The 26,023-nt window shown below is 60.0% G+C and carries 23 protein-coding genes and 1 tRNA gene; 13 read left to right on the top strand and 11 right to left on the bottom strand.

What is annotated here, in order from left to right:
- Positions 1-293 precede the first annotated feature (293 nt).
- Entirely contained in the window at positions 294-2,312 is a 2,019-nt protein-coding gene (locus EV700_RS09850) for an NADPH-dependent 2,4-dienoyl-CoA reductase (RefSeq protein WP_130413241.1), read from the top strand.
- Between the two features lie 45 nt (positions 2,313-2,357).
- Here the strand turns inward: EV700_RS09850 and EV700_RS09845 are convergent, their stop codons facing one another.
- From EV700_RS09845 to EV700_RS09820, 6 genes are read right to left on the bottom strand one after another with little or no spacing between them, the layout of a single operon-like run.
- Positions 2,358-3,572 (bottom strand): TCR/Tet family MFS transporter, encoded by a 1,215-nt coding sequence (locus EV700_RS09845; protein ID WP_130413239.1) that lies wholly within the window; start codon positions 3,570-3,572, stop codon positions 2,358-2,360.
- 8 nt (positions 3,573-3,580) lie between these two features.
- Positions 3,581-4,306: an LPS export ABC transporter ATP-binding protein gene (lptB, locus tag EV700_RS09840; RefSeq protein ID WP_130413237.1), complete on the bottom strand. Its 726-nt coding sequence runs from the start codon at positions 4,304-4,306 to the stop codon at positions 3,581-3,583.
- On the bottom strand, positions 4,303-4,830 hold the full coding sequence (gene lptA, locus EV700_RS09835; RefSeq protein WP_165391414.1) for a lipopolysaccharide transport periplasmic protein LptA: 528 nt from the start codon (positions 4,828-4,830) through the stop codon (positions 4,303-4,305). The genes lptB and lptA overlap by 4 nt, the downstream gene beginning before the upstream one ends.
- Positions 4,811-5,377 carry an LPS export ABC transporter periplasmic protein LptC gene (lptC, locus tag EV700_RS09830; protein WP_165391413.1) on the bottom strand — a complete coding sequence of 189 codons (567 nt, stop codon included), beginning with the start codon at positions 5,375-5,377 and terminating at the stop codon, positions 4,811-4,813. Before lptC ends, lptA begins: the two co-directional genes overlap by 20 nt.
- A 4-nt stretch (positions 5,378-5,381) precedes the next feature.
- On the bottom strand, positions 5,382-5,912 hold the full coding sequence (gene kdsC / locus EV700_RS09825; RefSeq protein WP_242610236.1) for a 3-deoxy-manno-octulosonate-8-phosphatase KdsC: 531 nt from the start codon (positions 5,910-5,912) through the stop codon (positions 5,382-5,384).
- Complete coding sequence (locus EV700_RS09820; RefSeq protein WP_130413231.1) at positions 5,912-6,883, bottom strand: KpsF/GutQ family sugar-phosphate isomerase; 972 nt, start codon at positions 6,881-6,883, stop codon at positions 5,912-5,914. The genes kdsC and EV700_RS09820 overlap by 1 nt, the downstream gene beginning before the upstream one ends.
- Before the next feature lie 126 nt (positions 6,884-7,009).
- Here EV700_RS09820 and cysS point away from each other — a divergent pair, with 126 nt between their 5' ends.
- From cysS to EV700_RS09780, 8 genes are all read left to right on the top strand, one after another.
- Complete coding sequence (cysS, locus tag EV700_RS09815; protein ID WP_130413229.1) at positions 7,010-8,392, top strand: cysteine--tRNA ligase; 1,383 nt, start codon at positions 7,010-7,012, stop codon at positions 8,390-8,392.
- A 106-nt stretch (positions 8,393-8,498) separates the two neighbouring features.
- Positions 8,499-8,574, top strand: a tRNA-Gly gene (locus tag EV700_RS09810).
- A gap of 108 nt (positions 8,575-8,682) precedes the next feature.
- On the top strand, positions 8,683-9,519 hold the full coding sequence (murI, locus tag EV700_RS09805; RefSeq protein WP_130413227.1) for a glutamate racemase: 837 nt from the start codon (positions 8,683-8,685) through the stop codon (positions 9,517-9,519).
- 214 nt (positions 9,520-9,733) lie between these two features.
- A complete protein-coding gene (locus tag EV700_RS09800; RefSeq protein ID WP_165391412.1) occupies positions 9,734-10,780 on the top strand; it encodes a DUF4062 domain-containing protein in 1,047 nt (348 codons plus the stop codon).
- A 21-nt stretch (positions 10,781-10,801) separates the two neighbouring features.
- Positions 10,802-12,397 carry an FAD-binding oxidoreductase gene (locus EV700_RS09795; RefSeq protein ID WP_130413223.1) on the top strand — a complete coding sequence of 532 codons (1,596 nt, stop codon included), beginning with the start codon at positions 10,802-10,804 and terminating at the stop codon, positions 12,395-12,397.
- 16 nt (positions 12,398-12,413) lie between these two features.
- Complete coding sequence (locus tag EV700_RS09790; RefSeq protein WP_130413222.1) at positions 12,414-14,015, top strand: glycerol-3-phosphate dehydrogenase/oxidase; 1,602 nt, start codon at positions 12,414-12,416, stop codon at positions 14,013-14,015.
- 86 nt (positions 14,016-14,101) lie between these two features.
- A complete protein-coding gene (locus EV700_RS09785) occupies positions 14,102-15,637 on the top strand; it encodes an FGGY-family carbohydrate kinase (RefSeq protein WP_130413220.1) in 1,536 nt (511 codons plus the stop codon).
- A gap of 71 nt (positions 15,638-15,708) precedes the next feature.
- Positions 15,709-16,545 (top strand): M48 family metallopeptidase, encoded by an 837-nt coding sequence (locus EV700_RS09780; protein ID WP_130413218.1) that lies wholly within the window; start codon positions 15,709-15,711, stop codon positions 16,543-16,545.
- 39 nt (positions 16,546-16,584) lie between these two features.
- Here EV700_RS09780 and EV700_RS09775 read toward each other — a convergent pair whose 3' ends face one another.
- The 3 genes from EV700_RS09775 to EV700_RS09765 form a co-directional block, all read right to left on the bottom strand.
- Positions 16,585-17,232 (bottom strand): FecR family protein, encoded by a 648-nt coding sequence (locus EV700_RS09775; RefSeq protein WP_130413216.1) that lies wholly within the window; start codon positions 17,230-17,232, stop codon positions 16,585-16,587.
- Between the two features lie 137 nt (positions 17,233-17,369).
- Entirely contained in the window at positions 17,370-18,143 is a 774-nt protein-coding gene (locus EV700_RS09770; protein ID WP_130413214.1) for a ferredoxin--NADP reductase, read from the bottom strand.
- Positions 18,144-18,296: 153 nt separating this feature from the next.
- A complete protein-coding gene (locus tag EV700_RS09765) occupies positions 18,297-19,409 on the bottom strand; it encodes a ferritin-like domain-containing protein (RefSeq protein ID WP_130413212.1) in 1,113 nt (370 codons plus the stop codon).
- 126 nt (positions 19,410-19,535) lie between these two features.
- On the opposite strand from EV700_RS09765, the gene EV700_RS09760 reads away from it, so the two are divergent.
- Positions 19,536-19,847: a BolA family protein gene (locus EV700_RS09760; RefSeq protein WP_130413210.1), complete on the top strand. Its 312-nt coding sequence runs from the start codon at positions 19,536-19,538 to the stop codon at positions 19,845-19,847.
- A gap of 2 nt (positions 19,848-19,849) precedes the next feature.
- Complete coding sequence (locus EV700_RS09755; RefSeq protein WP_130413208.1) at positions 19,850-20,227, top strand: SirB2 family protein; 378 nt, start codon at positions 19,850-19,852, stop codon at positions 20,225-20,227.
- On the opposite strand, the gene EV700_RS09750 is transcribed toward EV700_RS09755, so the two are convergent.
- Together EV700_RS09750 and EV700_RS09745 are read right to left on the bottom strand one after the other, a co-directional pair.
- Positions 20,228-21,079 carry a PA4780 family RIO1-like protein kinase gene (locus tag EV700_RS09750; protein ID WP_130413206.1) on the bottom strand — a complete coding sequence of 284 codons (852 nt, stop codon included), beginning with the start codon at positions 21,077-21,079 and terminating at the stop codon, positions 20,228-20,230.
- A gap of 124 nt (positions 21,080-21,203) precedes the next feature.
- Positions 21,204-23,180, bottom strand: a complete 1,977-nt coding sequence (locus EV700_RS09745) for an SDR family oxidoreductase (protein WP_130413204.1) — start codon at positions 23,178-23,180, stop codon at positions 21,204-21,206.
- Positions 23,181-23,504: 324 nt separating this feature from the next.
- Here EV700_RS09745 and EV700_RS09740 point away from each other — a divergent pair, with 324 nt between their 5' ends.
- Positions 23,505-24,743: an oxygenase MpaB family protein gene (locus EV700_RS09740; protein ID WP_130413202.1), complete on the top strand. Its 1,239-nt coding sequence runs from the start codon at positions 23,505-23,507 to the stop codon at positions 24,741-24,743.
- A gap of 80 nt (positions 24,744-24,823) precedes the next feature.
- Positions 24,824-26,023, top strand: coding sequence for an acyl-CoA dehydrogenase family protein (locus EV700_RS09735; RefSeq protein WP_130413200.1), 1,200 nt, complete (start codon positions 24,824-24,826; stop codon positions 26,021-26,023).

Genomic DNA, 26,023 nt, shown 5'->3' with positions numbered 1-26,023 from the left:
TGGCATGTTCATTGCTAAAGATTTAGATATACCTGTCAACCAACCAGAGGAAAAAGTGATGGAAATTATGGAATGGCGTGAAGAGCAGCTGAATGACGAGCTGATTCTGGCCGACGATTGTGACTACTACGTGGATGATGCTGTTGAGCTGTAAACATCCCTGTTGACCCTTGGGCAGCGCGTTTGCCGAACGCGAATGGAATGCGAACCTGTTGTGCAGGTTTCCCCCTTGTCTATCCGGGTCGATGCGGATATTGTCGGACAACCCGAACAAGCGCTTGCCGAGGTTTCCGATGTCGCAATTCCCGCACCTGCTCCAACCCCTTGACCTGGGCTTTGTGACCCTGCCCAACCGCGTGATCATGGGCTCCATGCATACCGGCCTTGAGGAGTTTCCGCCCGAGCGCCAGGCGGCCTTTTTCGCCCGCCGTGCGGAAGGTGGCGTCGGTCTCATCATTACGGGCGGCATCGGCGTATCGGAGCTGGGCGTGCTGGGTCCCGGCATGTGCAAGATGACCAACGAAGACGAAGCGAAAAAGCATAGCGTCATCACCCGGGCGGTACATGATGCCGGCGGTCGCATTTGCATGCAGACACTGCATGCTGGTCGCCAGTCCTACCACCCGATGAACGTTTCGCCCTCCGGCAAGCCCTCTCCGATATATCCTTTTCCGCCGCAAAAAATGACGGCGGAAATGATCGAAAGCGAACTGGAAAGCTGGGTCAATTCCGCCGCCCTGGCGCAACATGCAGGTTATGACGGCATCGAAATCATGGGCTCGGAAGGCTACCTGATCAACCAGTTCCTGACCACGCGCGGCAACGAACGCGATGATGAATGGGGTGGCGACTTCCAGCGCCGCATGCGCTTTCCGCTGGAGCTGATCCGCGGCATCCGCGCCCGCGTCGGCGAGAAATTCATTCTGGTCTACCGCCTGTCCATGTTGGATCTGGTGCCGGACGGCCAGACCTTTGATGAAGTCATCACCCTGGCCCAGGAAGTGGAAAAGGCCGGCGTCAACATCATCAACACCGGTATCGGCTGGCACGAAGCCAAGATTCCCACCATTGCCACCATGGTGCCGCGCGGAGCGTTCACCTGGGTGACCCGCAAGGTCAAGGAGGCGGTGAACATTCCGGTTTCCGCCTCCAATCGCATCAACATGCCGTCCCATGCCGAGGACATCATTGCCCGCGGCGATGCCGACATGATTTCGATGGCGCGTCCGATGCTGGCCGATCCCGACTGGGTAAAGAAAGCAGCCGCCAATCATGAGGAAGAGGTCAATACCTGCATCGGCTGTAATCAGGCTTGCCTGGATCATACCTTCCAGCTCCTTCAATCCACCTGCCTGGTCAATCCGCAGGCTTGCTACGAAGACCAGCTGATCTACGTGAAGACCGATAAGCCGAAAAACATCGCTGTCATCGGCGCCGGTCCGGCGGGGCTTTCCTTCGCCACGGTGGCGGCGGAGCGCGGCCATCAGGTCACGCTGTTCGATGCCGACACCAAGATCGGCGGCCAGTTCAACATCGCCAAGCAGGTTCCGGGCAAGGAAGAGTTCAACGAGACCCTGCGTTACTTCGGAGCGATGCTCACCAAGCATGGCGTCAAGCTGGCGTTGGGCAAACGTGTCGGCGCTGACGACGTGAAGGATTTTGATGAAGTGGTGCTGGCGACCGGGATTATCCCGCGCAAACTGGATATTCCCGGCCTAGATCATCCCAAGGTGATGAGCTATCTCGATGTGCTCCGCGACAAGAAGCCGGTCGGCAAGCGCGTGGCGATTGTCGGCGCGGGCGGTATCGGCATGGATACCGCCGAGTATCTGGTGCATGACCACAGCCACGTTCCGTCCAGCCTGGATATCCGGGAATTCTGCAAGGAGTGGGGCATTGATATGAATCTGGTGGCCCGCAGCGGCATTGAAGGCATCCAGTCCTCGGTCAGCCCCAGCCCGCATCAGGTTTGGCTGCTGCAGCGCAAGGCCAAGAAGATTATCGGCCCGGGCAAAACCACCGGCTGGATTCATCGCGAGGCCCTGCTGAAAAAGCAGGTACAGATGGTGACAGGTGTCGAGTACCGCAAGATAGACGACGAGGGGCTGCATATCCGCGTCAACGGCGAGGATCGCGTTCTGCCTGCCGACTCCATTGTCATTTGCGCCGGACAGGAACCCCAGCGTGAATTGCAGGCGGCGCTGGCAGGCATGGGGAAAACCGTGCATCTGATTGGCGGCGCGGATGTGGCCGCCGAACTGGATGCGAAGCGGGCTATCGGGCAGGGCGCCCGACTCGCTGCAACGGTATAACCGAATGATCCGGCCGGCCGCAGGGAGTGGCGGCCGGATCATGACTCAGTTTGCCGGTTGTCCTCGCCGAAAATGTCGCGCGGCTACCGCCAGAGCGATCAACTGCAAGGCCGAACACAGGAAGAAGGTGGCGCCGATGCGCCAATCTCCCGAACCCAGATGCCCGACCTTGGCCAGAATGGTGGTCCCGACCAGGGGGGCCAACACGATGACAATACTGTTCAACCCGTTCAATGAACCTTGAACCACGCCTTGCTCATTGGCGGCGGCGGCACGCGAGATCAGGGCTTGCAGGGACGGTGTGACGGCGAAAGACAGGAAATTGGCCAGAATGACCGGATAAAGCAGCAAATCACGGGTAATCAGGCCGTAACAAAGATAGGCCAGGGCCGACGATCCCAATCCCAGCATGATCAGGCGATGCTCGCCAAACCGGCGCAGCAACTTCCCCATCAATACGCCCTGCACCACGGCGGACATCATGCCCACCACAAACAGCGCCAGCCCGTTTTGCCACGGCTTCCAGTGAAACCGGAACTCGGTGTAAAGCACCCAGGTGTTTTGCAGGATGAATTGCGCAAAAGAAGACAGGACAAAGACCGCCACCAGCGCGGAAACTCCCTTTAACTCCGCCAGATGATTCAACGCTCCCAAGGGGTTTACACGCTTGAACGTCAGCGGCGAACGGCGTTCGGGAGGCAGCGATTCCGGCAATACCAGCCAGCCGTAAAGCACATTTGCCAACGACAGACAGGCCGACACCACAAAGGGCAGACGCAAATCCACCGAACCCAGCATCCCGCCCACTACCGGTCCGAAGACAAAACCGACGCCGAAAGCCGCGCCGATCGCACCGAATGCCTTGCCGCGCTTGTCCGCCGGGGTGATATCGGCGACATAGGCGTTGGCAACCGAGAAACTGGCCCCGGTCGCGCCGCTGACCAAGCGCGACATCAGCAGCAAGGTGAGCGACGTCGTGAGGGCGCTGACGACATAACTGAACCCCAGGCCCGCCATGGACAGCAGCAACACCGGACGACGGCCATAGCGATCACTCAGGGCGCCCAGCAAGGGGGAAAACAGAAACTGCATGACGCCATAGGTGGTAGCCAGCGCCCCGAACCAGGCCGCCTGCGAGTCGGGCGAGTGCGCCATGGAGCCCACCAGCGTCGGCAAAACGGGAATCATCAGGCCAATGCCAAGAACATCCAGAAACACCGTGAACAGGATGAAGCGCAGACTGGCCTGGCGGGCGGACATAGGAATTCCTAAAGCGTGAATTTATCACCGAGATAGACTTTGCGGACGACTTCATTCGCCAGCACTTCCTGCGGCGAGCCTTCGGCGATCATGACGCCGCTGTTGACGATGTACGCGCGCTCGCAGATATCCAGCGTCTCGCGCACATTGTGATCGGTAATGAGTACGCCGATACCGCGCTGCTTCAGATGCGTGATGATGCCCTTGATGTCCGATACCGAGATCGGATCCACCCCGGCAAACGGCTCATCCAGCAGAATGAACGCAGGCTCGGCCGCCAGCGCGCGCGCGATCTCGGCGCGGCGGCGCTCGCCGCCTGACAGGCTCATCCCCAGGCTTTTACGGATATGGGTAATATGAAATTCCGCCAGCAAATCTTCCATTTTTTGCTGCCGCTGCGCCTTGGTCAGATCCTTCCGGGTCTGCAGGATCGCCATGATGTTTTCTTCGACCGTCAGCTTGCGGAAGATCGATGCCTCCTGGGGCAGGTAGCCAATGCCCTTGCGCGCCCGGCCATGCATCGAGAGCAGGGAAATATCTTCGCCACCCAGCGAGATCCGGCCTTCATCCATCGGCACCAGCCCGACGATCATGTAAAAACTGGTGGTTTTACCTGCGCCGTTGGGGCCCAGCAAACCGACAATCTGCGCTTGCTCGACCGCCAGGCTGACATCCTTGACGACAGCACGGCCTTTATAGCTCTTGGCCAGCTTTTCCGCTTTCAGCACCATCATGGCGCGCTGTCTCCCAGTTTTTTGCTGATGCGGCTTTCACGCGGCGGAGGTGGAAAGACCAACTGGACACGGTTCTGCTTGTCGCCCTTGGCCTCGATTTCACCACGCTCCAGACTGTAGCTGATGCTTGCCCCCTGGAAACTGGCGCCTTCCTGCTTCAGCTTGGCCTTGCCATTGAACGTCAGGAAGCCTTCCACCGCCTGATAGATCACTTCCTGAGCCTCGGCAACAGCCGGACCGTACTCGGGCCGGGTTTTCTGCTCAAACGTTGCGGGGTTGCCCCGCGCCACCGCCGTAATCACCGTGCCCTTGGCGTCGGTAGTGACCACCAGTTCGTCCGCGGCAATACGGATGGTGCCTTGCTGAATGACAATATTGCCGCTGTATAGCGCCGTACCGGTTTTTTCATTGAAGCTGGCCTTGTCCGCCGAAACGCTGATCGGCTGATCGCGATCCCCCGGCAATGCCAACGCAGGCGCGGCAACGCCCAGCAGCAACAGCAGGCTAATGTGACGGAAGTACATAGATTCCCCTGACTTGTGCCGGCAGTTCCAGAATCCGCCCGCGAATATCCACATGAAGGCCCAGACTATCCAGGATGTTGTTGCCGCTGCGTATCGCCACCGCGGAATCGGTGCGCAGGACTTGTTCGTCACGGTCAACCTCGAGCATATCCGTCTCCAGACTGACGGATTGGCCTTCGCCCAGCGTTTCGGCCTGAACCTTGCCGTTCAGTGAAATATTGCGATTGTCGTTCAACCCGACCGCCTGGGCGGCGCGAAGCTCCCAGCGCTCGTTTCCATCCTCAAAAAAACGCATGACGGGCCTGCGTATTTCACTGCGGTCACTCTCGGGATAATGACGGATGGATTGCGCCGAAAAAAGCTCGACCACCTGACCGGATTGATTCGTACGGACTCCTTCTATGCCTGTCACCTCATAGTCCGGCAGTCCGGTTGCGCTTACATGCGCTACGGACAATGGTGATTTCCCGAAACCGCCCCAGTAGTAACCAACCGCGCCCAGCAGCAGAAAGCCCGCGGAAAGGCTGACGACATTGCGGATATCCATGAGCCTACTCCAGATAAGGGGCCAGCGCCTCTTCATACCGACCCTGAGCCTCCAGGATCAGGTCGCAGATCTCGCGTACCGCGCCGCGACCGCCGCCGGCCAGGGTCACGAAGTCGGCATAACGACGCACCTCGCGATGGGCGTTCGCCACGGCGACGCCCAGTCCGGCGGCGCGAATCGCGGGCAGATCCGGCCAGTCATCACCGACATAGGCCATTTCGTCCAGGGGGATATCCAGTTGGGCGGATAATTCCCGCAGGGCCACCAGCTTGTCTTCACGGCCTTGCAAGAGCAAGGTGATGCCCAGGTTCCCGGCGCGACGCTCGACCAAACGGGTCGTACGGCCGGTAATGATGGCGCACTGGACTCCCGCCTGCTGCAGCAGCTTGATGCCGTGGCCGTCCTGGGTATCGAAGGTCTTGATTTCCTGACCGTCTTCCGTGAAATACAAGCGGCCGTCTGTCAGGACGCCATCCACATCCAGCGCCAACAGACGCACATGGCGCGCTTTTTCAGTAATACGTACAGACAGCATCAGACCACCCCGGCTTTCAGCAGGTCATGCATGTTGAGCGCGCCGACAGGCCTGCCGTCCGCGTCGACCACAATCACGCCGTTGATTTTCTTTTCTTCCATCAGCGCCACCGCCTCGACCGCCAGCAAGTTCGGCGTGATGGTCTTGGGCGTGGCGTTCATGACTTCGCGAATCAGGATATTGCGGATATCGGTATCCCGATCCAGACAACGGCGCAAGTCGCCGTCCGTGTAAATCCCGCTCAGACGGCCGTCCGCATCGACCACAGCGGTCATGCCCAGCCCCTTGCGGGTCATTTCCAGCAGGGCGTCGCGGATCCGGGTGTCCTCAGCCACCAACGGCACGCCGTCGCCCTTGTGCATCAGGTCGGAAACCTTGAGAAGCAGCTTGCGGCCCAGTGAGCCGCCGGGATGGGAGAGGGCGAAGTCTTCCGCCGTGAATCCGCGGGCCTCCAGCAGGGCGACGGCGAGGGCGTCGCCCAGCACCAGCGTGGCGGTTGTACTGGAAGTCGGCGCCAGCCCCAGCGAACAGGCTTCCTCGCTACGTCCAATCTCCAGACTGACATCGGCCAGCTGCGACAGGCTGGAATTGCCGTTTGCCGTGATGCTGATCAGGCGGGCATGCATGCGTTTGATGAGCGGAACAATGGTCAGCACTTCTCCGGTTTCACCGGAGTTGGAAATGGCGATCACCACGTCCTGACCCGTGATCATGCCCAGATCGCCATGGCTGGCTTCGCCGGGATGCACGAAGAAAGCAGGCGTGCCGGTCGAGGCGAGAGTGGCGGCGATCTTGCTGCCGATATGCCCGGACTTGCCCATGCCGGTGACGACAATCCGCCCCTTGCAGGCCAGCATCAGCTCACATGCGCGGCGAAACTGTTCATTGATCTGCGGCTTGAGGATCTCCAGCGCAGCCATTTCAACCTCGATGACCCGCAAACCCGCCGCCACGAAATTAAACCCGGACATATTCATGTATTTCCTGCTTGCAAGCCGACAATTATCACCCAGCCTTATCGTGGATGGTAGTACCGCTGCACGGCTCTCATCTATAATTCGCGCAACTGGGTCAAGGCAACCTCCGGAAGTAACAGCATGTTAATGATTTTCAACACCGAAACCCGTCAAAAGGAAGAATTCCGGCCGATTCACGCCGGACACGTCCGCATGTATGTCTGCGGCATGACGGTTTACGATTACTGCCATATTGGCCACGCCCGGGTGCTGGTTTCCTTCGATGTCATCACGCGGCACTTGAGAAACTCCGGATATCATGTTGATTATGTTAGAAACATTACCGACATTGACGACAAGATCATCAAGCGCGCCCAGGAAAACGGCGAATCCATTGAGGCCTTGACCCAGCGTTTTATCGACGCCATGGATGAAGACGCCGCCGCACTGGGCGTCGCCAAGCCGGACATGGAGCCGCGGGCAACCGCGCATGTGCCGGATATTATCGACATGGTGGAACAGCTGGTCGACAACGGACTGGCTTACAGCGCCGATAACGGTGACGTTTATTTCGAGGTCGCCAAATTTCCGAGTTACGGCCGTCTTTCCCGCCGCAACCTGGACGACCTGCAATCCGGCGCCCGCGTTGAAGTGGAGGAAGCCAAGCGCTCGCCGCTGGATTTCGTTTTGTGGAAGGCCGCCAAAGCCGGGGAACCGTTCTGGGCCTCTCCGTGGGGCAACGGCCGTCCCGGCTGGCATATCGAATGCTCGGCCATGTCCACCTGCTGCCTCGGCAAGCATTTCGACATTCACGGCGGCGGCGGCGACCTGCAGTTTCCCCACCATGAAAACGAAATTGCACAATCGGAAGGCGCAACCGGCGTGAAATATGTCAACACCTGGATGCACGTCGGCTTTGTCCAGGTCAACGACGAAAAGATGTCGAAGTCCCTGGGCAACTTCTTCACCATCCGCGATGTGCTGCAGCATTTTCCGGCGGAAGTGCTGCGTTACTTCATTGTCTCCAGCCACTACCGCAGTCCGCTGAATTTTTCGGATGACGCCCTGAATCAGGCGCGCAGTTCACTGGAACGCTTCTATCACACCATCAAGAATCTGCCGGTGGCTGAAGCGGAAGGGGGCAAGGAATACGCGGAGCGCTTCCGCATCGCCATGAACGATGACTTCAATACCCCGGAAGCTTTGGCGGTTCTGTTCGATCTGGCCCGCGAAATCAACCGCTCCGAAAAGGCCGGCCAGCCGCAGGTCGCTGCGGGTCTGGCCGGACGGCTGCGCGAACTGGCCGCTGTTCTGGGCCTGCTGCAGGATGATCCGCACAAGTTCCTGCAAGGCAAATCGGAACACGGACTTCTCCCCGAAGATATCGAAACCCTGATTGAAGACCGCCGTATCGCCAAGAAGGAGGGTAATTACGCCGAAGCGGATCGGATCCGCGCCTACCTGCTGGAAATGGATATCGTGCTGGAAGACACCCGTCAGGGCACCAGCTGGCGCCGTCAGTAAAGCCGAATGCTGAAAATACCGGCAACCGGTTATACGCACAGCTTGACAGTGCTGTGCGTATAACTAGAATAGCACCCAACAAATCTTCTTTAGATTTTAAAGATTTGCGGGAATAGCTCAGTTGGTAGAGCACGACCTTGCCAAGGTCGGGGTCGCGAGTTCGAGTCTCGTTTCCCGCTCCAGATACAAAAAAACCGGTCCCTGCAGGCCGGTTTTTTTATGCCCGCGATTTTGCCAGCCAAACCGGCCCTGGGCTATGATGACCGGACTTGTCCCGTTGGAACCCCCCCATGACACTTTCCTCAGCGCCCGGCCCGATCGGGGTATTTGATTCCGGATTTGGCGGCCTGACGATTCTTCGGGAGCTGGTGCAGACCCTGCCGGAGTACGACTACCTTTATCTGGGCGATAACGCCCGCGCGCCCTATGGCACCCGTTCCTTTGAGACCGTCTACCGTTTCACGCTGGAATGCGTGCAATACCTGTTTGATCAGGGGTGCCAGCTGGTTGTCCTGGCCTGCAATACGGCCTCAGCCAAGGCGTTGCGCACCATCCAGCAATACGATCTCCCAGCGATTGATCCCGATCGCCGGGTGCTGGGCGTCATCCGCCCCAGCGCCGAAGCCATCGGCCGGGTCAGCCTCAGCAACCGCATCGGGGTTCTGGCCACTTCAGGCACGGTCAAATCCGAATCCTATTTGCTGGAAATCGCCAAGCTGTACCCGCAAATTCAGGTTTTCCAGGAGGCCTGTCCGATGTGGGTGCCGCTCGTGGAAAACGGGGAGTACAACAGCCCTGGCGCTGACTATTTCGTGAAGCGCCACGTGGATGCCCTGATGCGGCAATGCGCCGACATTGACACCGTCATCCTGGGCTGTACCCACTATCCCTTGCTGGCCGAAAAAATCCGGCAATATCTGCCTTCGCACGTCACGCTGCTAAGCCAGGGTCAACTGGTTGCCGACAGCCTGGCGGATTACCTGGAACGGCATCCGGGCATGGACTCGCGACTGACGCGTCAGGGATCACTGACATTCCTGACCACGGACAGCACCGACTTGTTCAATCAACCGGCATCACGTTTCTTTGGCCGTCCTGTTTCGGCACAATTTGTCACGCTGAGTTGATTTTTTACTGAAAATGTGAAGAATTTCACTGTTTTCAAATCGTTATGGATCGTTTTTCAATCTGCTTGGAGCATCAAAATCGCCTGGCCGCACCCGGTCAGGCTGGTCAATGACTGCCTCGAGTGGTATTGTCTGGCGAAAACTACTATACCCATTCGGGTCGATTGGCCGAATTCCGCCATCGCCTGTGTAAATAATTCAGGAATGACTGCCAGTGACAGACAAGCGCTACCAGGTCTTCATCAGTGCCACCTTCTCTGACTTGCGGGAAGAGCGAGCCGTTATCACGCAAACATTGCCAGCATTGCACTGCTTGCCGACGGCGCTTGAGCAGCACAACCAGAGTCTGGGCACCATGGTGGCCATTCGCCGCCAGATTGATGAAAGCGATTATTACCTGTTGCTGCTGGGCAGCCGCTACGGCTCCCTGATGCCATCCGGCGTCAGTTACACGCACATGGAATATGTCTACGCGGCGACCAAGCAGAAGCCGATGCTGATCCTGATGCACGAGAACCCTGACAGCCGTCCGGCGGAATTCCAGGAAAAAACCCCGGAAGGCCGCCTCAAGTTCGGTGATTTCCGCAAGCTGCTGCAACGCGAGCGCGAATCGATCCTGTACTGGCGCGACGCCCGTGATCTGGAAATGCTGTTGCAACAGTTCACCCCGGAACTGATCCGCAAGCACCCGACCTCCGGATGGGTGCGGGTAGGCAAGCAGGGCGCCGATAAGACCCTAGACCTGCAAAAGGAAAATGAAAGCCTGCGCAAGCGTGTGCTGGAGCTGGAACAGGAGCGGGAGAAATGGCTGAAGGGCAATGCCCTCAGCAGCGAGAACCTGGCCAAGGGCGAAGATCCCTTCGAAGTCCAGTACAAGTGCCGCGCCTACGCTGGCGGCAATTGTCAAGATATATACGCGAAGAGCCGCCTATCATGGAATGAATTGCTGGTGAGTTTCGGTCCTCACCTGTTGCAGCCCCAGCCCGAAGACATCATCCTTTCCAAGATCAATGAACGCCTGCAAAGCGGTGCCTTGCAGGAGGTTCAGCGTGAGTATCCCAAGACCCACGCGGTTGTGGATATCCAGGTGACGGCGCTGTGCTTCAACACCATCAAGATGCAGTTCCTGTCTCTCGGACTCTTGCAGAAAGTCAGCAAGCCGGGCGACCAGCGCATCTGGTGGCAACTGACCGCGCCGGGAGAACGTTACCTGGCCAACGTCCTGAACGTACGCAGGATCACCAGCAGACCAGCCAGTTAACTCCCTTACCATGAGGCTGATATGCGCCAATGGAACAGCTGGGGTGATAGCCGTGTTTCCATGGCCGTCCACCCTAACGCCCGTGTTTTCCTCGAAGAATTGCTGGGGCCCGGCACCCCGCTGAAAGACGCCTTGCTGTCGGACGTGCTGGCCACGGTCCCGCCCAGCCGCCTCCCTGAACATCCCCTGATTTCCACCGATGCCGAAGTTCGGGTGCGCCATGCGCGCGGGCAAAGCCTGCCCGATTGGCTGGCGATGCGGTCGGGCCGGTTTGAACTGTTCCCGGACGGGGTGGCGCTCCCCACCAGCAGCGCGGAAGTCGCCGAGTTGCTGGCGCTGGCCAAGCAACACGACTGGACGGTCATCCCCTATGGCGGGGGCACTTCGGTAGTCGGCCACATCAACCCGCTGCCGGACTCCCGGCCGGTGTTGACCTTGTCGCTGGCGCGGCTGAACCACCTGATCAATCTGGATCGCGGATCGCAACTGGCCACGATTGGCGCGGGCGCCAGCGGTCCGCAACTGGAAGCCTTGCTGAAACCGCATGGCTATACCCTGGGCCATTTCCCGCAATCTTTCGAACTGTCCACCCTCGGCGGCTGGATCGCCAGCCGTTCCAGCGGCCAGCAGTCGCTGCAATATGGCCGCATCGAGCAGCTGTTTGCCGGCGGCCGTGTCGAAACCCTCAACGGCAGTCTGGTCATGCCGACCCTGCCGGCCTCCAGCGCCGGTCCGGATATCCGCGAAATCATCCTCGGCTCGGAAGGCCGTTTCGGCGTGATTACCGAAGCGACGGTCCGCATCAGCCGCCTGCCCGAGCGTGAAGAGTTCCGTGTCTACTTCCTGCCTGATTTCGCCAGCGCTGAAGCCGCCGTCCGTGAAATCGCCCAGCAGAAGCTGCCGTTGTCGATGCTGCGCGTCAGCAATTCTGAAGAAACCCGCACCCAGCTGATTCTGGCCGGACACAAGCTGGCCATCGCCAGCCTGGAAAAAGTACTGAGCTGGCGAGGGGCGGGCGAGGGCAAGTGCATGTTGACGGTCGGTTTCACCGGCTCCAACGACAAGGTACGTTACGCCTTGCTTGAAGTTGGCCGCCTGCTCAAACAGTACGATGCCGTTCCTACCGGTAAAACATTGGGAACGCGCTGGCTGCAGAACCGCTACAAGGCCCCTTATCTGCGCGAAGCGCTCTGGAAGCTGGGCTATGCGGTTGACACGCTCGAAACCGCCATTGACTGGCCCAAGGTCACGTCCTATACGCGCGATGTCGAACAGGCCTTGCGTGACGGTTTGAGCGCCGAGAAAGAAAGCGTGCTGGCCTTCAGCCACCTTTCGCACCTGTACGCGCAAGGCTCCAGCATCTATACCACCTATGCCTTCCGCGTGGGACGCAGCTACGAGGATACCCTGGCGCGCTGGAACAAGCTGAAGGCTGCCGCGTCCAAGGAAATCGTCCGTCACGGCGGCACCATCAGTCATCAACACGGCGTTGGCCGCGATCATGCGCCCTATCTGCCTGCTGAAAAGGGCGAACAGGGCATGGCGGTTTTGCGCGCCCTGGCCAACCATTTTGACGCCGACAAGCGGCTCAACCCCGGCAAATTGCTGATTGACTGAAGATAGCGGCAGAGACATGACTGATCAACGAACAACGCTCTGGCAGAAACTGCCCGAGACTGACTGGGACATTATTGTCGTCGGCGGCGGCATTACCGGCGCCGGCGTGGCGCGTGAGGCCGCCCGCACCGGCAGCAAGGTATTGTTGCTGGAACAACGCGATTACGCTTTTGGCACCTCCAGCCGTTCCTCCAAGATGGTGCACGGGGGACTGCGCTACATCGCCATGGGTGATATCCGCCTGACCTGGCACTCACTGGTGGAACGCGAGCGGCTGCTGAATGAAGCGCCGGGACTGGTCGACCGCATGAGCTATTTCTTTGCTCACTACGACGGCGGCGGCATCAAGTCCAACCGCTGGGCCTTCTATATCCTGCTGATGGCTTACGATTTCCTGGCCGGTATTCACGACCGGGGCTTCTTCAACGCCAAAAAGTTTCTTGACCGCGTGCCGGGCTACCGCAAGGAAAAGCTGCAAGGCGCTTCCCGCTACACCGATGCCGTCACCGATGACACCCGCTTGGTGCTGCGCGTGTTGGATGAAGCCCGTCGCGATGGCGCGGTCACGCTGAATTACGTGAAGGTCGAAAAGACGCTGACCCCGGGCGATCAGGTTGCCGGACTGCAAGTGCGCAACGAAGAAACCGGCGAAGTGGCCCTGCTTCGCGCCAAGGTGGTGGTCAATGCGACCGGTGCCTGGGTCAACCGCATGCGCTCGGATGTTGCGTCGGAAACTGTCTCTGTGCGTCCTCAGCGCGGCAGCCATCTGGTTGTTCCATCCGACCGTCTGCCACTGAACGATGCTGTAATCCTTTTCCATCCGGACGACGGTCGCGCCATGTTCATCTACCAGTGGGAAGGCCGAACCGTTATCGGCACGACCGATCTCGATCACAAGGAAGATCTGGACGATGAAGCGGCCATCACCGCCGATGAGGTCGAATACCTGTTGCGCGCGGCAAACCATGAATTCCCGAATTCCCGACTGACCGAAAAAGATGTCATCGCCACCTGGGCCGGTGTTCGTCCGATCGTCAGCAGCGGCAAGGGCCTTGATCCGTCCAAGGAACGCCGTGATCATGCGGTCTGGGCGGAAAAGGGCATGATCAGCGTGTCCGGCGGCAAATTGACCACCTTCCGTCAGATTGCGCAGGATGTGCTGACCGCTGCCGAAACATGGCTGCCCGCCCTGAAAACCCGTGACCGCAAGGCCGGCATTTTTACCCAGCCCTCGGCCGCCGTCGCCTTGCCCAATGCCGATGATGATCTGTACCGGCGCTTTACCGGCAAGTTCGGTTATCTGTCCGAACGCTTTGTTCAGGAAATGCCGTCCTCGGAACTGGTTGTCATTCCCGGCAGCAAGACCTTGTGGGCCGAATTGCGTTGGGCGCTGCGCTATGAACAAGTACAGCATCTGGACGACCTGATGTTGCGCCGTACCCGTCTCGGCCTGCTTTATCCGGAAGGCGGAGCGGCTTTGCTGCCCACCATCCGCATGATGGCGCTGGACGAGGACTGGACGGAAGAGCGCTGGGCTTCCGAGCTGCAACGCTATCAGGACATTTGGGCACGTTATTACAGTCTGCCTGAAGCCCGGAAAGTGGCGGCGGCCGCCTGATCCCCGCCCTTTGACCCCGCCGCTCCGGCGGGGTTTTCATAACCATAAGCCGTCTCCGACGGCAACAAGACTTTCGGTTGGCAACCATGAGTTCGGCACGTTTTCTCAGCATCGACTGCGGCACCCAGAGCCTTCGCGCCTTCGTTTTCGATGCCGACGGCGAAATGCTGGCGCGCAGCCAGATTACCTTCGAGCCGCCTTACCGTTCGCCGGAAAAGGGGCAAGCCGAACAGGATGCCGATTATTATTGGGATTGCGTGGTCCAGACCTGCCAGAGCCTCTGGCAGCAAGGTATTGATCCCGCCACCTTGAAGGCCGCGACCGTCACGACCCAACGCGGTACGGTCGTGGTGGTCGATAGTCAGGGGAAACCCTTGCGCCCGGCATTCCTGTGGCTGGATGAGCGCCAGACCGCCGAAATGCCGCCCTTACCCGTGTATTGGGAAAAACTGCACCAGCTTAGCGGCCATCAGACCACCATCCACAAACTGCGCCGCCGCGCCCAGGCCAACTGGCTGGCGATGCATGATCCGCAAACCTGGCAGCGCACCCATAAATTTCTCTTGCTGTCCGGTTATCTCAGCTTTCGCCTGACCGGGCAGTATCGGGACTCGGTGGCCTCCCAGGTCGGCTACATTCCGTTTGACTACAAGAAGCACCAATGGCATGCCGCTTGGGACTGGCGCTGGCAGGCCCTGGGGGTTCCGCGTCGAATGCTGCCCGAATTGACGCCGCCTGGCGGACTGCTGGGCCGCATCAGTGAGGCTGCCGCCCGTGAGACCGGTCTGCCGGTTAATCTGCCGGTGATTTCCGCCGGCGCCGACAAGGCCTGTGAAGTACTGGGCGCCGGCTGCATCTCGCCCTGGCAGGGCGCGCTCAGTTTCGGAACCACGGCCACCTTCAACACCGTCAGCCGCAAATTTGTCTCCATCAATCCCCCCATGCCGCCTTATCCGGCGGCCGTGCCGGGAGAGTACTGTCTGGAGAGCCAGATCCCGCAGGGATTCGCGCTGGTCCGATATTTCCGCGACCAGATCGCCGGCCCGGAAATTGCGGCGGCGGTGGAGTGGGGCAATGACTGGTTGTCGGTTCTGGATGAATGGCTGGCGCAGACACCGGCAGGGGCCAACGGCCTGATGTGGCAACCCGGACTGAGCGTTCAATCCAGCGGCGAAAGCCTGTCGCGCGGCGCCTTGCTGGGACTGGGCACGCAGCATAGCAAGGCGGATTGGTACCGGGCGCTGGTGGAAGGACTGCTGTATGCGCTTCGGGACGGACAATTGCATGTCGCCCGTTATACGCATCAACCGGTCACCATGATGTTTGCCGCCGGGGGCGGGGCGCAATCCGACGCCGTCATGCAAACCGCCGCCGATGTGTTCGGCATGGCCATTCACCGACCGCACACGCATGAAACCTCCGGGCTTGGCGCCGCCATTTGCGCCGCCGTCGGCACCGGCGTCTATCCGGACTTTCCGGCTGCAGTCAAAGCGATGAGCCGGGTCACCCGCATCTTCTACCCCCGCGCCGACCGCGCCGCAATCCACGAACAGCTGTTCCAGCAGGTGTACCGCCCCTGGATACGCAGCTTGGCCGAGCTGTACGCCCACTTGCGCGATTAACCTTTCTCAACATCGCGATCGGGACTGATGCGTTACACTTTGCGCAACCGAGGCATGAAACGAGACAGAACATGAACTGGCGTAAATGGCTGGCTGTTCCAACCCTGATAATCCTGACCGCATGCACCAGCAGCACCCAGCAAGGTGCTACCGGCATTACCCGCAAACAACTGTTGTTACTGCCCAGCGCCCAGGTTGACGCCATGGCATTGCAGTCCTACCGGGGCGAACTGGATGATGCCAAAAAGAAGAACTCCCTGAACACGGACAGGGCGACGCTGGAACGAATCCGGCGCATCGGCGACCGGCTGGTGCCGCAAACGGCGGTTTTCCGTCCCGATGCCGTGCGCTGGAGCTGGGAAGTGAACCTGCAGACCAAGGCCGAACTGAACGCCTACTGCGCACCCGGCGGCAAGATCATGTTTTTCACCGGCATTATTGATCAATTGAAGCTGACGGATGACGAAATCGCCGCCATCATGGGCCATGAAATCGCCCACGCCCTGCGTGAACACGGTCGAGAACGGATCTCGGAAGCCTATGCCCAGCAAGCCGGCATGACCCTGCTGGCCGTCCTGACCAACATGGACTCGCGCAAGGCGGCATTGCTGCAAACGGCCACGACGTTGGGCCTGACGCTGCCGCACAGTCGGGGACAGGAGTCGGAGGCTGATGTGATGGGCGTCGAATTGATGGCGCGCGCCGGATATGACCCGCGCGCCTCGATCTCCCTCTGGAAGAAAATGGCGACGGCAAGCAAGGGAGCGCCGCCCGCTTTTCTGAGCACGCACCCGTCAGGATCGCAACGGATTGAAGAGTTGCAGGCACGGATGGCAACGGTGCTGCCGTTGTATGAAGCGGCGCGCAGCAATCCTCCCAAAGTGACGCCGGTCATCCCGCGCACTTAACAAAACCGGCCCTTTGCGGCCGGTATTCTCTTCAACTCATCACGCCGCCAGGAAAGGCGGCTTTCGCCCCACCAACGCCTCAAGCATCACCAACTCTTCATCGGTATGGTTCACCATGCCGCCCGGGGCAATCTCGCCATTGCCGCCAATCACGCGGCCCTCATGATGGGTGGCTGACACCGGCTGCAGCGCCTCGGGGCGGGTGTTGGCGTTCAGGTCGATCGCGCCATAGCAGAGGCAGACATAACTGGATTCGGGCCGGTTCTCGAAATAAACGCCGGTGCCGCGTATGCCGATGGTGGCCGTGCTGGTCACCAGCTTCTTGGGACCGGGGCCAAACACGCCCAGGATCGCCCCCGTGATCAGCCGGAACCCCGATAACGCGGCTGAATGCTTCGACTGGCGCACCAACTGCACGGAAGAGCCCGGCCGGATCAGAAAGGCGTTATCTCCAAGAATGAAACTGGCGGGAGCCGCTCCGGTCTCGATGCGCGCTCCGGCATGAATACGCGTCCCGGCCGAGGCCTTGCGGCCGTCCACCCGGACAATGCCGCCGAATTCCTGGAAACGGCCGGCCGCGTCGCTGACCGCGGGCAACAACAATCCAATCCCCAACGCCATTCCGGAGCCGATAAAACGGCGGCGACTGAGGCAATGCGGGCAGGCAGGTGAGGTAGGGTGTTCCATGGATGTCTCCGGCAGGGTCTGTTGTTATACATGTTTGACCGCTTTCAGTAGAGACTGTTACAGCTGGATTGTAAAGAAAGTGATAACCGGGGAAATCCCCTCCCGGACGGGAGGGGACGAGATGCCAAACGAGACTCTTATTTCTCGACGAAGGCGCGTTCGATCACGTAATCGCCCGGCGCATGGCTGGTGCCTTCGACAAAACCGCGCGCTTCCAGGATCTCGACCAGATCCTTCAGCATCGCCGGGCTGCCGCAGATCATCACGCGGTCGGTTTCCGGGTTCAGCGGCGGCAGGCCGATATCCTCGAACATCTGGCCGTTCTGGATCAGGTCGGTCAGGCGACCCTGACGCGCAAACTCGTCACGGGTCACGGTCGGGTAGTAGATCAGCTGCTCACGCACCAGATCGCCGAAATGCTCGTGTTCGGGCAGGTCTTCGGTAATGTGCTCGAAATAACCCAGCTCGCTCTTCCAGCGCACGCCATGGGTCAGGATGATCTTCTCGAAAGCCTCATAGAACTCGGGATCACGCACCACGCTCATGAACGGCGCCAGGCCGGTGCCGGTGGACAGCAGGTACAGGTTCTTGCCCGGCTTCAGGTTGTCCATGATCAGCGAGCCGGTGGGCTTGCGAGAAACCAGCAGCTTGTCGCCTACCTGCAGGTGCTGCAGGCGGGACGTCAGCGGGCCGTCCTGGACCTTGATGCTGTAGAACTCCAGATGATCCTCGTAGTGGGCGCTGACCACGCTGTAGGCGCGCATCAGCGGCTTGCCCTCGACCATTAGGCCGATCATCACGAACTGGCCGGTCTTGAAGCGCAGGGCGGGGTTGCGGGTCGTGGTGAAACTGAACAGCGTGTCATTCCAGTGATGCACGCTCAGGACGGTTTCCTCATTGAAAGCAGACATGGATTTACTCCGCGAGGTCAAGGACGCCGGGTTCGAGGCTCCCGGTTTTCGACGCGGATGATAGGACGGGATTGACCCTAAGAAAAGTGATATTGCTTTATTGCAATCATCATTTTTAGTGATGATTGCAATAACGTCGATCATGACCGGAATTCAGGCAGCCTTTGCGGGCCCGGAGGCGGGATAGAGCGGGGCGGACAGGGTCGCCCAGTCGATATCGCCGTCACTGACCAGGTTCTCGTATTCCAGGATGCCCAGCGCCTCGAACTTCGGCCGCACGCTGTCGGTCAGCAGGCCGATGCGCGCCAGGTTCGGGACAATGCGCGTGAACAGCAGCTTGCTGAAATACTGCATCACCGTCGCGTCCAGCATGTGCTTGCGCGCCGCTTCCACATCCCAGCCGAACTCGGCGAAGACTTCGGTGGCGATCAGGCGTTCACGCATCACCACGCAGGCCTCGTAGGCGAACTGCGCCCGCTCCTCGATTTCCTCCTGCGTCAGGTGCTGGACGATGTATTCCAGATAATTGACGCCGAAAGTGACGTGCCGGGCTTCATCGCGGGTAATCAGGTGGATGATGTCCTTGAGCAGCGGGTCCAGGCAGGTCAGCTGCATGGTGTTGAAGGCCGCCAGCGCCAGACCCTCGATGACGATCTGCATGCCGATGAACTTCAGGTCCCAGCGCGGGTCGGCCAGCACCTTGTCCAGCAGGGCCTTCAGGTTGGGATTGACCGGATACATGACGCCGATCTTTTCCTGCAGGTAGCGGTTGAAGGTTTCGACATGACGGGCCTCATCAAAGGTTTGCGAGGAGGCATAGAGCTTGGCGTCGAAACTGGGCGCGCAGGATACCAGTTGCGAAGCCACCAGCAAGGCTCCCTGCTCGCCATGCAGGAATTGCGACAACGTCCAGGACTGGTAGTGCCAGCCGAAGCGCAGTTGCTCCTCCGGCGTCAGGCGTTGAAACGGTTCGTAGTCCTGGAAGGGGTTGTAGGCCATGTCGCTGGGCGGCAGTTCCTTGGAATAGGTGCGGTTCCAGTCGAGGTCGGTATCGGCGTTCCAGTTCAGTTCCTTGCCCAGTTGGTAGAGCTTGCGGATACGGCCATCGGCGGTGGTGTAATCCCAGTTGTAGGAACCGGAGAGCGGCGTCTTGAAGATTTCGATCAGGTCATCCACCTGCTTCGGCGTCATGCGTGCGGCCGGGTCGTCGGCCTCGGGGAAATAGCGGACCTGGTCCGGGGTCTGGGGCAGGGTGCGGATGGCCATGCGGTCTACCTCATCTTGTTATTTAAGTACGATAGTGCCAATTACCTGTCTGATTCTTATACGCCGGGCGGCGGCGGAGCGCAAAAGCTTTTGTGATACGATGAGTCACTTTTTCAGGAGACGTCCATGTCGCGCCAACAGACCATCCGGGAGCGCCTTTCGGCGGCCATTGCCCTGGATCATCTTGATGTCATCAACGAATCCCACATGCACAGCGGTCCGCCCAACCGCGAGACCCATTTCAAGGTGGTGCTGGTTTCCCCGGACTTTGAAGGCAAGCGCGCCGTGCAGCGCCATCAGGCGGTGTACGCGGTGCTGGGAGAGGAGCTAAAGAGCGGCCTGCACGCGCTGGCGCTGCACACCTACACGCCCGCCGAATGGGCCGAGACCGGCGCAGCTCCGGCCAGCCCGGCCTGCCAGCACGCACCGAAGGAGTGACCATGGACGCTTACACGGGTTTGAAACACCTGCACATGACGCTGGTCGCGATCAGCGGCCTGTTCTTTCTGGTGCGGGGAGGCTGGTTGCTGCAGGCGCCGGAGAAATTGCAGGCGAAATGGGTGCGGATCAGCCCGCATGTCATCGATACTTTCCTGTTGCTGTCGGGGATCGGCATGCTGGCGGTTAGCCACAGCTTTCCGCCGTTCGTGCACGTCAAGCTGGCGCTGCTGGTGGTGTATATCGGTCTGGGAGTTATGGCCTTCCGCAAGGCGAAGACCGCCGGTCAGAAGGCGGGCTTCCTGCTGGCGGCCGTGGCGGTATTCCTGTTCATGGTCAGCGTGGCGATCACCAAGTCGCCATTGGGCATTTTTGCCTGATCATTCGTCCTGTTCCGCAGCGGCCGCGCGCCGCTGCGCTTCTTCCCGCTTCGCGTCGTCAATCGCCGCAAAGATGCTGACCAGATCCACCAGGGTATCGTCTTCCTCGGCCTGGCCGGTGAGGTGCGTTTCCGGGGTCAGCTCACCGCTTTCGTAGATATCCCAGATTTCCTTCTCGTACTTGGTGTCCAGCAATTCCGGCGCGTACTGGCCGAAATAGACCGCCAGGTTGCGCACGTCGCGCTCCAGCATGCCGCGCGCATGGGCGTTGGCGGCGGCGTCCACCGCCTGCGGCAGGTCTATGATCACCGGGCCTTCCGCATCAAACAGGATGTTGTATTCCGAGAGGTCGCCATGAACCAGACCGGCGCAGAGCATGCGCACCACTTCCTGCACCAGCACGGCGTGAAAATGCACGGCCGCTTCGGGCGTGAAGTCAAGGTCACCCAGGCGCGGGGCCGGGTTGCCTTCGCCGTCGTCCACCATCTCCATCAACAGCACGCCTTCGTGAAAACCGTAAGGCGTCGGCACGCGCACACCGGCGTCGGCCAAACGGTACAGGGCGTTGACCTCGGCGTGCTGCCAGCTGTCCTCCAGCTCGTCCTTACCGTGCTTCGACCCCTTGGCCATGGCGCGGGCGTCGCGGCTGCTGCGGGTCTTGCGGCCCTCGCGATAGACGGTGGCTTGTCGGAAGCTGCGGTGATTGGCGTCCTTGTAGACTTTGGCGCAACGCAGTTTCTCGCCGCAACGGACAAGATAAACCGTGGCTTCCTTGCCGCTTTTCAGTTGCGCGACCACTTCGTCAATTAAACCATCTTCGAGCAGGGGTTCGAGGCGTTTCGGGGTTTTCATCAGCGGAGCAGCGGCCTTGCTTGGAATAAGAGAACGGCATCTTACCACTGCACAGGAGGTGTGGGGGAGGTGACGAAAAAAAGGGGCGCATCCGCGCCCCTGAAGTTTCCAACCGGAAGAAAACTTACCAGTGCTGACCCGGCAGCACGTTCGCCAGTGCAATGGCGGCGGCGCTCGGTTTCTCTTCCTTGATGCCCTTGGCGGCGGCCGACGACGGGAACAGCTTGAAGCCCAGGCTGAGGATGCGGTCGTTCAGCTTCGGCCACAGAGCGTAGGAAATCTCGGCGGTCTGGCCCAGCGAGGTCTTGATGCGCTTCGGCTTGTCGACGATGGCCTTGATCACCAGGTTGGCGGCCTGGTCCGGGGTGTAGGTCGGCACATAGTCGTACATCTTGGTCGGCGCGATCATCGGCGTACGCACCAGCGGCATGTAGATCGCGGTGGTCTCGATATTGTAGGCCTTCACTTCCGCCGACAGGCAACGGGTGAACGCGTCCAGCGCCGCCTTGCTGGCCACGTAGGCCGAGAAGCGGGGCGCATTGGCCAGACAACCGATCGACGAGATGTTGATGATCTGGCCGCGCTTGCGTGCCTGCATCGACGGCAGCAGCGCCATGATCAGGCGGATGGTGCCGAAGTAGTTCAGCTGCATCGTGCGCTCGAAATCGTGGAAACGCTCGTAGGACTCGACCACGGCGCGGCGGATGGAACGACCGGCATTGTTGATCAGGATGTCGACGTGGCCCTGATCCACCAGCACCTGCCGCGCCATTTCATCAATGGCCTGCAGGTTGGTCAGGTCACAAGGATAGATATAGGCTTCGCCGCCGACGGCGCGGATCATTTCCGCGGTCTGTTCCAGCTTCTCGACGCCGCGCGCCACCAGCAGCACGCGGGCGCCGGCTTTGCCCAGCTTCTTGGCCACGGTCAGGCCGATACCGCTGGACGCACCGGTGATCAGCACGGTCTTGCCGCGCACCACGCGCAGCGCCTTGCCGGACGCAAAAGCGGTGTCGTCCAGATACCATTCCCAGTATTCAAACAGCTTCTCGGCATAGGTATCCAGCGTCGGGCACTTGATGTTGCTGCCGGCCAGCGCCTTGCGGGTATGGGTGTCGTCGTACTCCGCCTTGTTGAAGACAAAGCCGAGGGCCGACATCGGAATGCCAATGGATTTCGAGATGGCGGTCGCCAGGCTGGAGCTGCCCAGCTTGCCCAGCAGTTCGCGGGCCTTGCCCGGAATTTTCACATCACCCAGCGGCAGGTTCCTGGCAAACTCGGGGCCGTGCGCGGCGGTAAAGAGGATTTGCATCATCTCGCCGACGGTCGGGGCCGGGTTTTGCACCAGACAGAACACCTTGCGGTCCAGTCCGTCCTTGTGGGCAATGTGATCCACCGCATCCGCCACGTAATCAACGGGGCAAACGGGCATTTGGCCGCCGTCAATGCCCAGCAGGGGTAACCACTTGGGAACATTGTCGCGGATGCGCTGAATCAACTTGAAGAAATAGTAAGGGCCGTCAATCTTGTCCATGACGCCGGTTTGCGAATCGCCCACCACCACGCCGGGACGGTAGATGCGGTAGGGCACCTTGCTCTCGTCGCGCACGATCTTTTCGGAGGTGAACTTGCTGCGGTAGTAGGGGTGCGTCAGGTTCTGGCCTTCGTCGAAATGGGTTTCCTTGAACACGCCTTCCCATTCCGTGCCGGCCACGGCGATGGAACTCATGTGGTGCAGCTTGACCTTGCCGCCCAGGCGGTTGACGAAATCGACGACGTGCGCGGTGCCCTGGTTGTTGATGGCTTCGCCGGTGGCGTCATCCATGTTCATGTCATAGACGGCGGCCAGATGGAAAACATGGTCGATCTTGCCCGCCAGCGCAGCGGCATCTTCCGGGGAAATCAGGCCGGGCTGGGAAATGTCGCCGAACACCGGAATCAGTTGCTGGTCGGTGGCGCCCAGCTCGTCCATCAGTTCTTCGAATTTGTGCTGCGAGGACTTGCGCACCAGCACGTGGACCACGGCGCCTTCACGACGCAGCAAACGGGCCAGCAGGAAACGACCGATAAAACCGGTGCCGCCAGTGACGAAATAGTTCATGTGAATTACCCCTCTTTTATTGGAAAAAGCCTTGGCGGATTGACATGCCCAAACATCATCGCCCGGCGTTGTGGGATGCATTATAGAAGAGGGTTTCGTAGTGCTAGTATTCTAATGCGATCAAATAACATACTATTTTTAGTCAAACTCTTGACATTTTGTGTAGAGTTTTAGCACTAAAGACACATGCCTATTATGGCGATTGTGTCAACTGTCCGACAGGATAGGCGATTTCCGCTTTAAAAATGATCACAAATACGAATTGAATGCGAATACTTTTTCACATTAAGGTCAGGCCATCCTGAATCACCCGGAAATGCCGTCATGACCGCTATTGCTCATCCCCGACCCACACCCCAGCGGGTGCGCCCATTCGAAAAAACCCGCGTCAAGACGCCGGGCTGGTTGAAGCTGATTCTGGGGCGTGAGCTGGCGCCGACACGGGCCGAGTATGACCGGGTGGTGGATGCGCTCTGGGATGGCGATCCTGCCATGGACAAGATGCTGGACTGGATGTACGCCTCGGATCCCGCACTGGCGCGCCGCCAGTTCAAGCAGGCGATGGAAGAGGGGATCGAGCGGGTGGAGAATGCCCCCGAAGCCTTGAAAACCTTCTTCCGCACAGTTGAAACTCCGCCTGCCTGGGTTGACCGGCAGTTACTGGATGAGGGCATGCGCTTCATTCACGGAACCGGGCTGGCATCTACCTATGTGCTGCGCGATCTCGCCCTGATGGGCGGCTACCTGCTGTCCGGGTTCAACCAGTCGCTGCTGATGACCGGGGCATTGAACCGGGGAACCGCACAGCGCGTCGCCGAAACCGGGAAGTGGTGGATGGATTGCACCACGCCCGGCGGTCTGGAACGTTTTGGCGAAGGCTTCAAGACCACGCTGCATGTACGGCTGGTGCATGCACTGGTGCGTCGCAACCTGGCGGCGCGACCGGACTGGGACAGCGCCAAGTGGGGATTGCCGGTGAGCCAGATCGACATGGTCGCCACCTATCTGGGATTCAGCGCCGTGATGCTGGGCGGCTTGCGCAAACTGGGCCTGCCGGTCACCCCGCGCGAATCCAAGGCCGTGATGCATTTGTGGAGCTATGCCTGCTGGCTGATGGGTGTCGAGGAAAAATGGCTGGTGTTTTCCGAGCGCGACGCGATCGTGCTGCTGAACCATACCTTCATGACCCAGAGCAAGCCGGATGACACCAGCCGCGAAATGGCGATAGCCTTGGCCAACGAACCGCTGGAACGCCACTTTCCCAGTTTCCAGGCATTACGCCGCCGGCTTTATTATCACCAGCATCTCAGCGTCAGCCGCTTTTTCCTGGGCCCCGACAAGATGGCGCAGCTGGGCTTGCCCGAAAACATCCTGCCGTGGTATCCCTGGCTCACGCTGTTGCCCCGTTTCGCCACCTACAGCCTGCGTCACTGGTTGCCGGGCCAACGCGCCGAACAGGAACGCCGTGGCCGGCGGGAGCAGGAAGACGCGCTGGCTTCGTTGTTCGGCGACAAAACCCACGGCGTCATCCAGCCCGGCGCCAATCATCCCGCCCATACCTGAGTGGCGGGCGGCCAACCTGAACCCTGTCGGGGATCCGTGTGATCCCCGAATCCTTTTCTGACCCACGAGGCCCGCTGTTCATGGATTTTTCGCTGTCTCCCGAAATCGAGGATTACCGCCTCCGCGTCCGCGACTTTGTCGCCCGTCATGTCATGCCGCTGGAAAAAGACCCCCACGCATTCGATGAACACGAAAACATCCGTGAAGATATTGTGGCGCAGGTACGGGCGCTGGCTCGCGAACAGGGGCTGTGGGCTTTCCAGATGCCGAAAGAACGAGGCGGGGCCGGGGTTGGCGTGGTCGGCATGGCCGCCATCTATGAAGAGGCGGCCCGTTCGCCGTTCGGACCGGTGATGATCAACGCCGCGCCGCCCGATGACGGCAACATGATGCTGTTGAACCGCATCCTGCCGAATGAAGCCATGAAGCAGCGCTGGTTGCAGCCGATTATCGATGGCAAGGTGCGTTCCGCTTTCGCCATGACCGAACCCAAGGGGTGCGGCTCCGACCCGTCGCTGACCTACACCACCGCCACAAGGCAAGGCGACAAGTGGATCATCAACGGCCGGAAATGGTTCATTACCGGCGCGGATGGAGCACAGCATTTCATCCTGTTGGCGCGAACGGGCGAGGATGACCGCAAGGGACTCACCGCTTTCCTGTTCGATGCCTCACAGCCGGGCTGGCGCATCGAGCGCCGCATTCCGATCATGGGGCCGGAAGAACACGGCGGCCACTGTGAACTGGTGTTCGAAGGGCTGGAAATTCCGGACGAGAACCGGCTGCTCAACGTTGGCGACGGCCTGAAAGTCACGCAAATCCGCCTGGGCGTGGCGAGGCTGACCCACTGCATGCGCTGGCTGGGCCTGGCCAAGCGCTGCATGGAGGAAGCCGCCGGTCATGTATCGGAACGGATGAGTTTTGGTCAGCCGCTGGCAGGGCATGAAGGCGTGCAGTGGATGTTGGGTGATGTCGCCAAGGACATCCACATCGGCCGGCTGCTGACGATGCAGGCGGCCTGGAAACTGGATCAGGGCGATTTTGCCCGCAGCGAGATTTCAATCGCCAAGATTCACGTCGCCGACACCCTGCACAAAGCGGCCGATACCGCCATCCAGTTACTGGGCGCTCGCGGCTACTCGAAGGACACCATCGTGGAATGGATCTACCGCTATGCGCGGCAGGCGCGACTGGTGGACGGAGCCAGTGAAGTCCACAAGATGGTCATTTCACGCTCCTATCTGGCCGAAGGGCCGGAATTCTTCCACTGGGGCGTGTGA

Origin of the sequence: Fluviicoccus keumensis, from assembly GCF_004217445.1 — a bacterium.
GTDB classification, from domain to species: domain Bacteria; phylum Pseudomonadota; class Gammaproteobacteria; order Pseudomonadales; family Moraxellaceae; genus Fluviicoccus; species Fluviicoccus keumensis.
The sequence above is the reverse complement of the archived record's forward strand: the minus strand, read 5'-3'. Positions and strand labels throughout refer to the sequence as shown.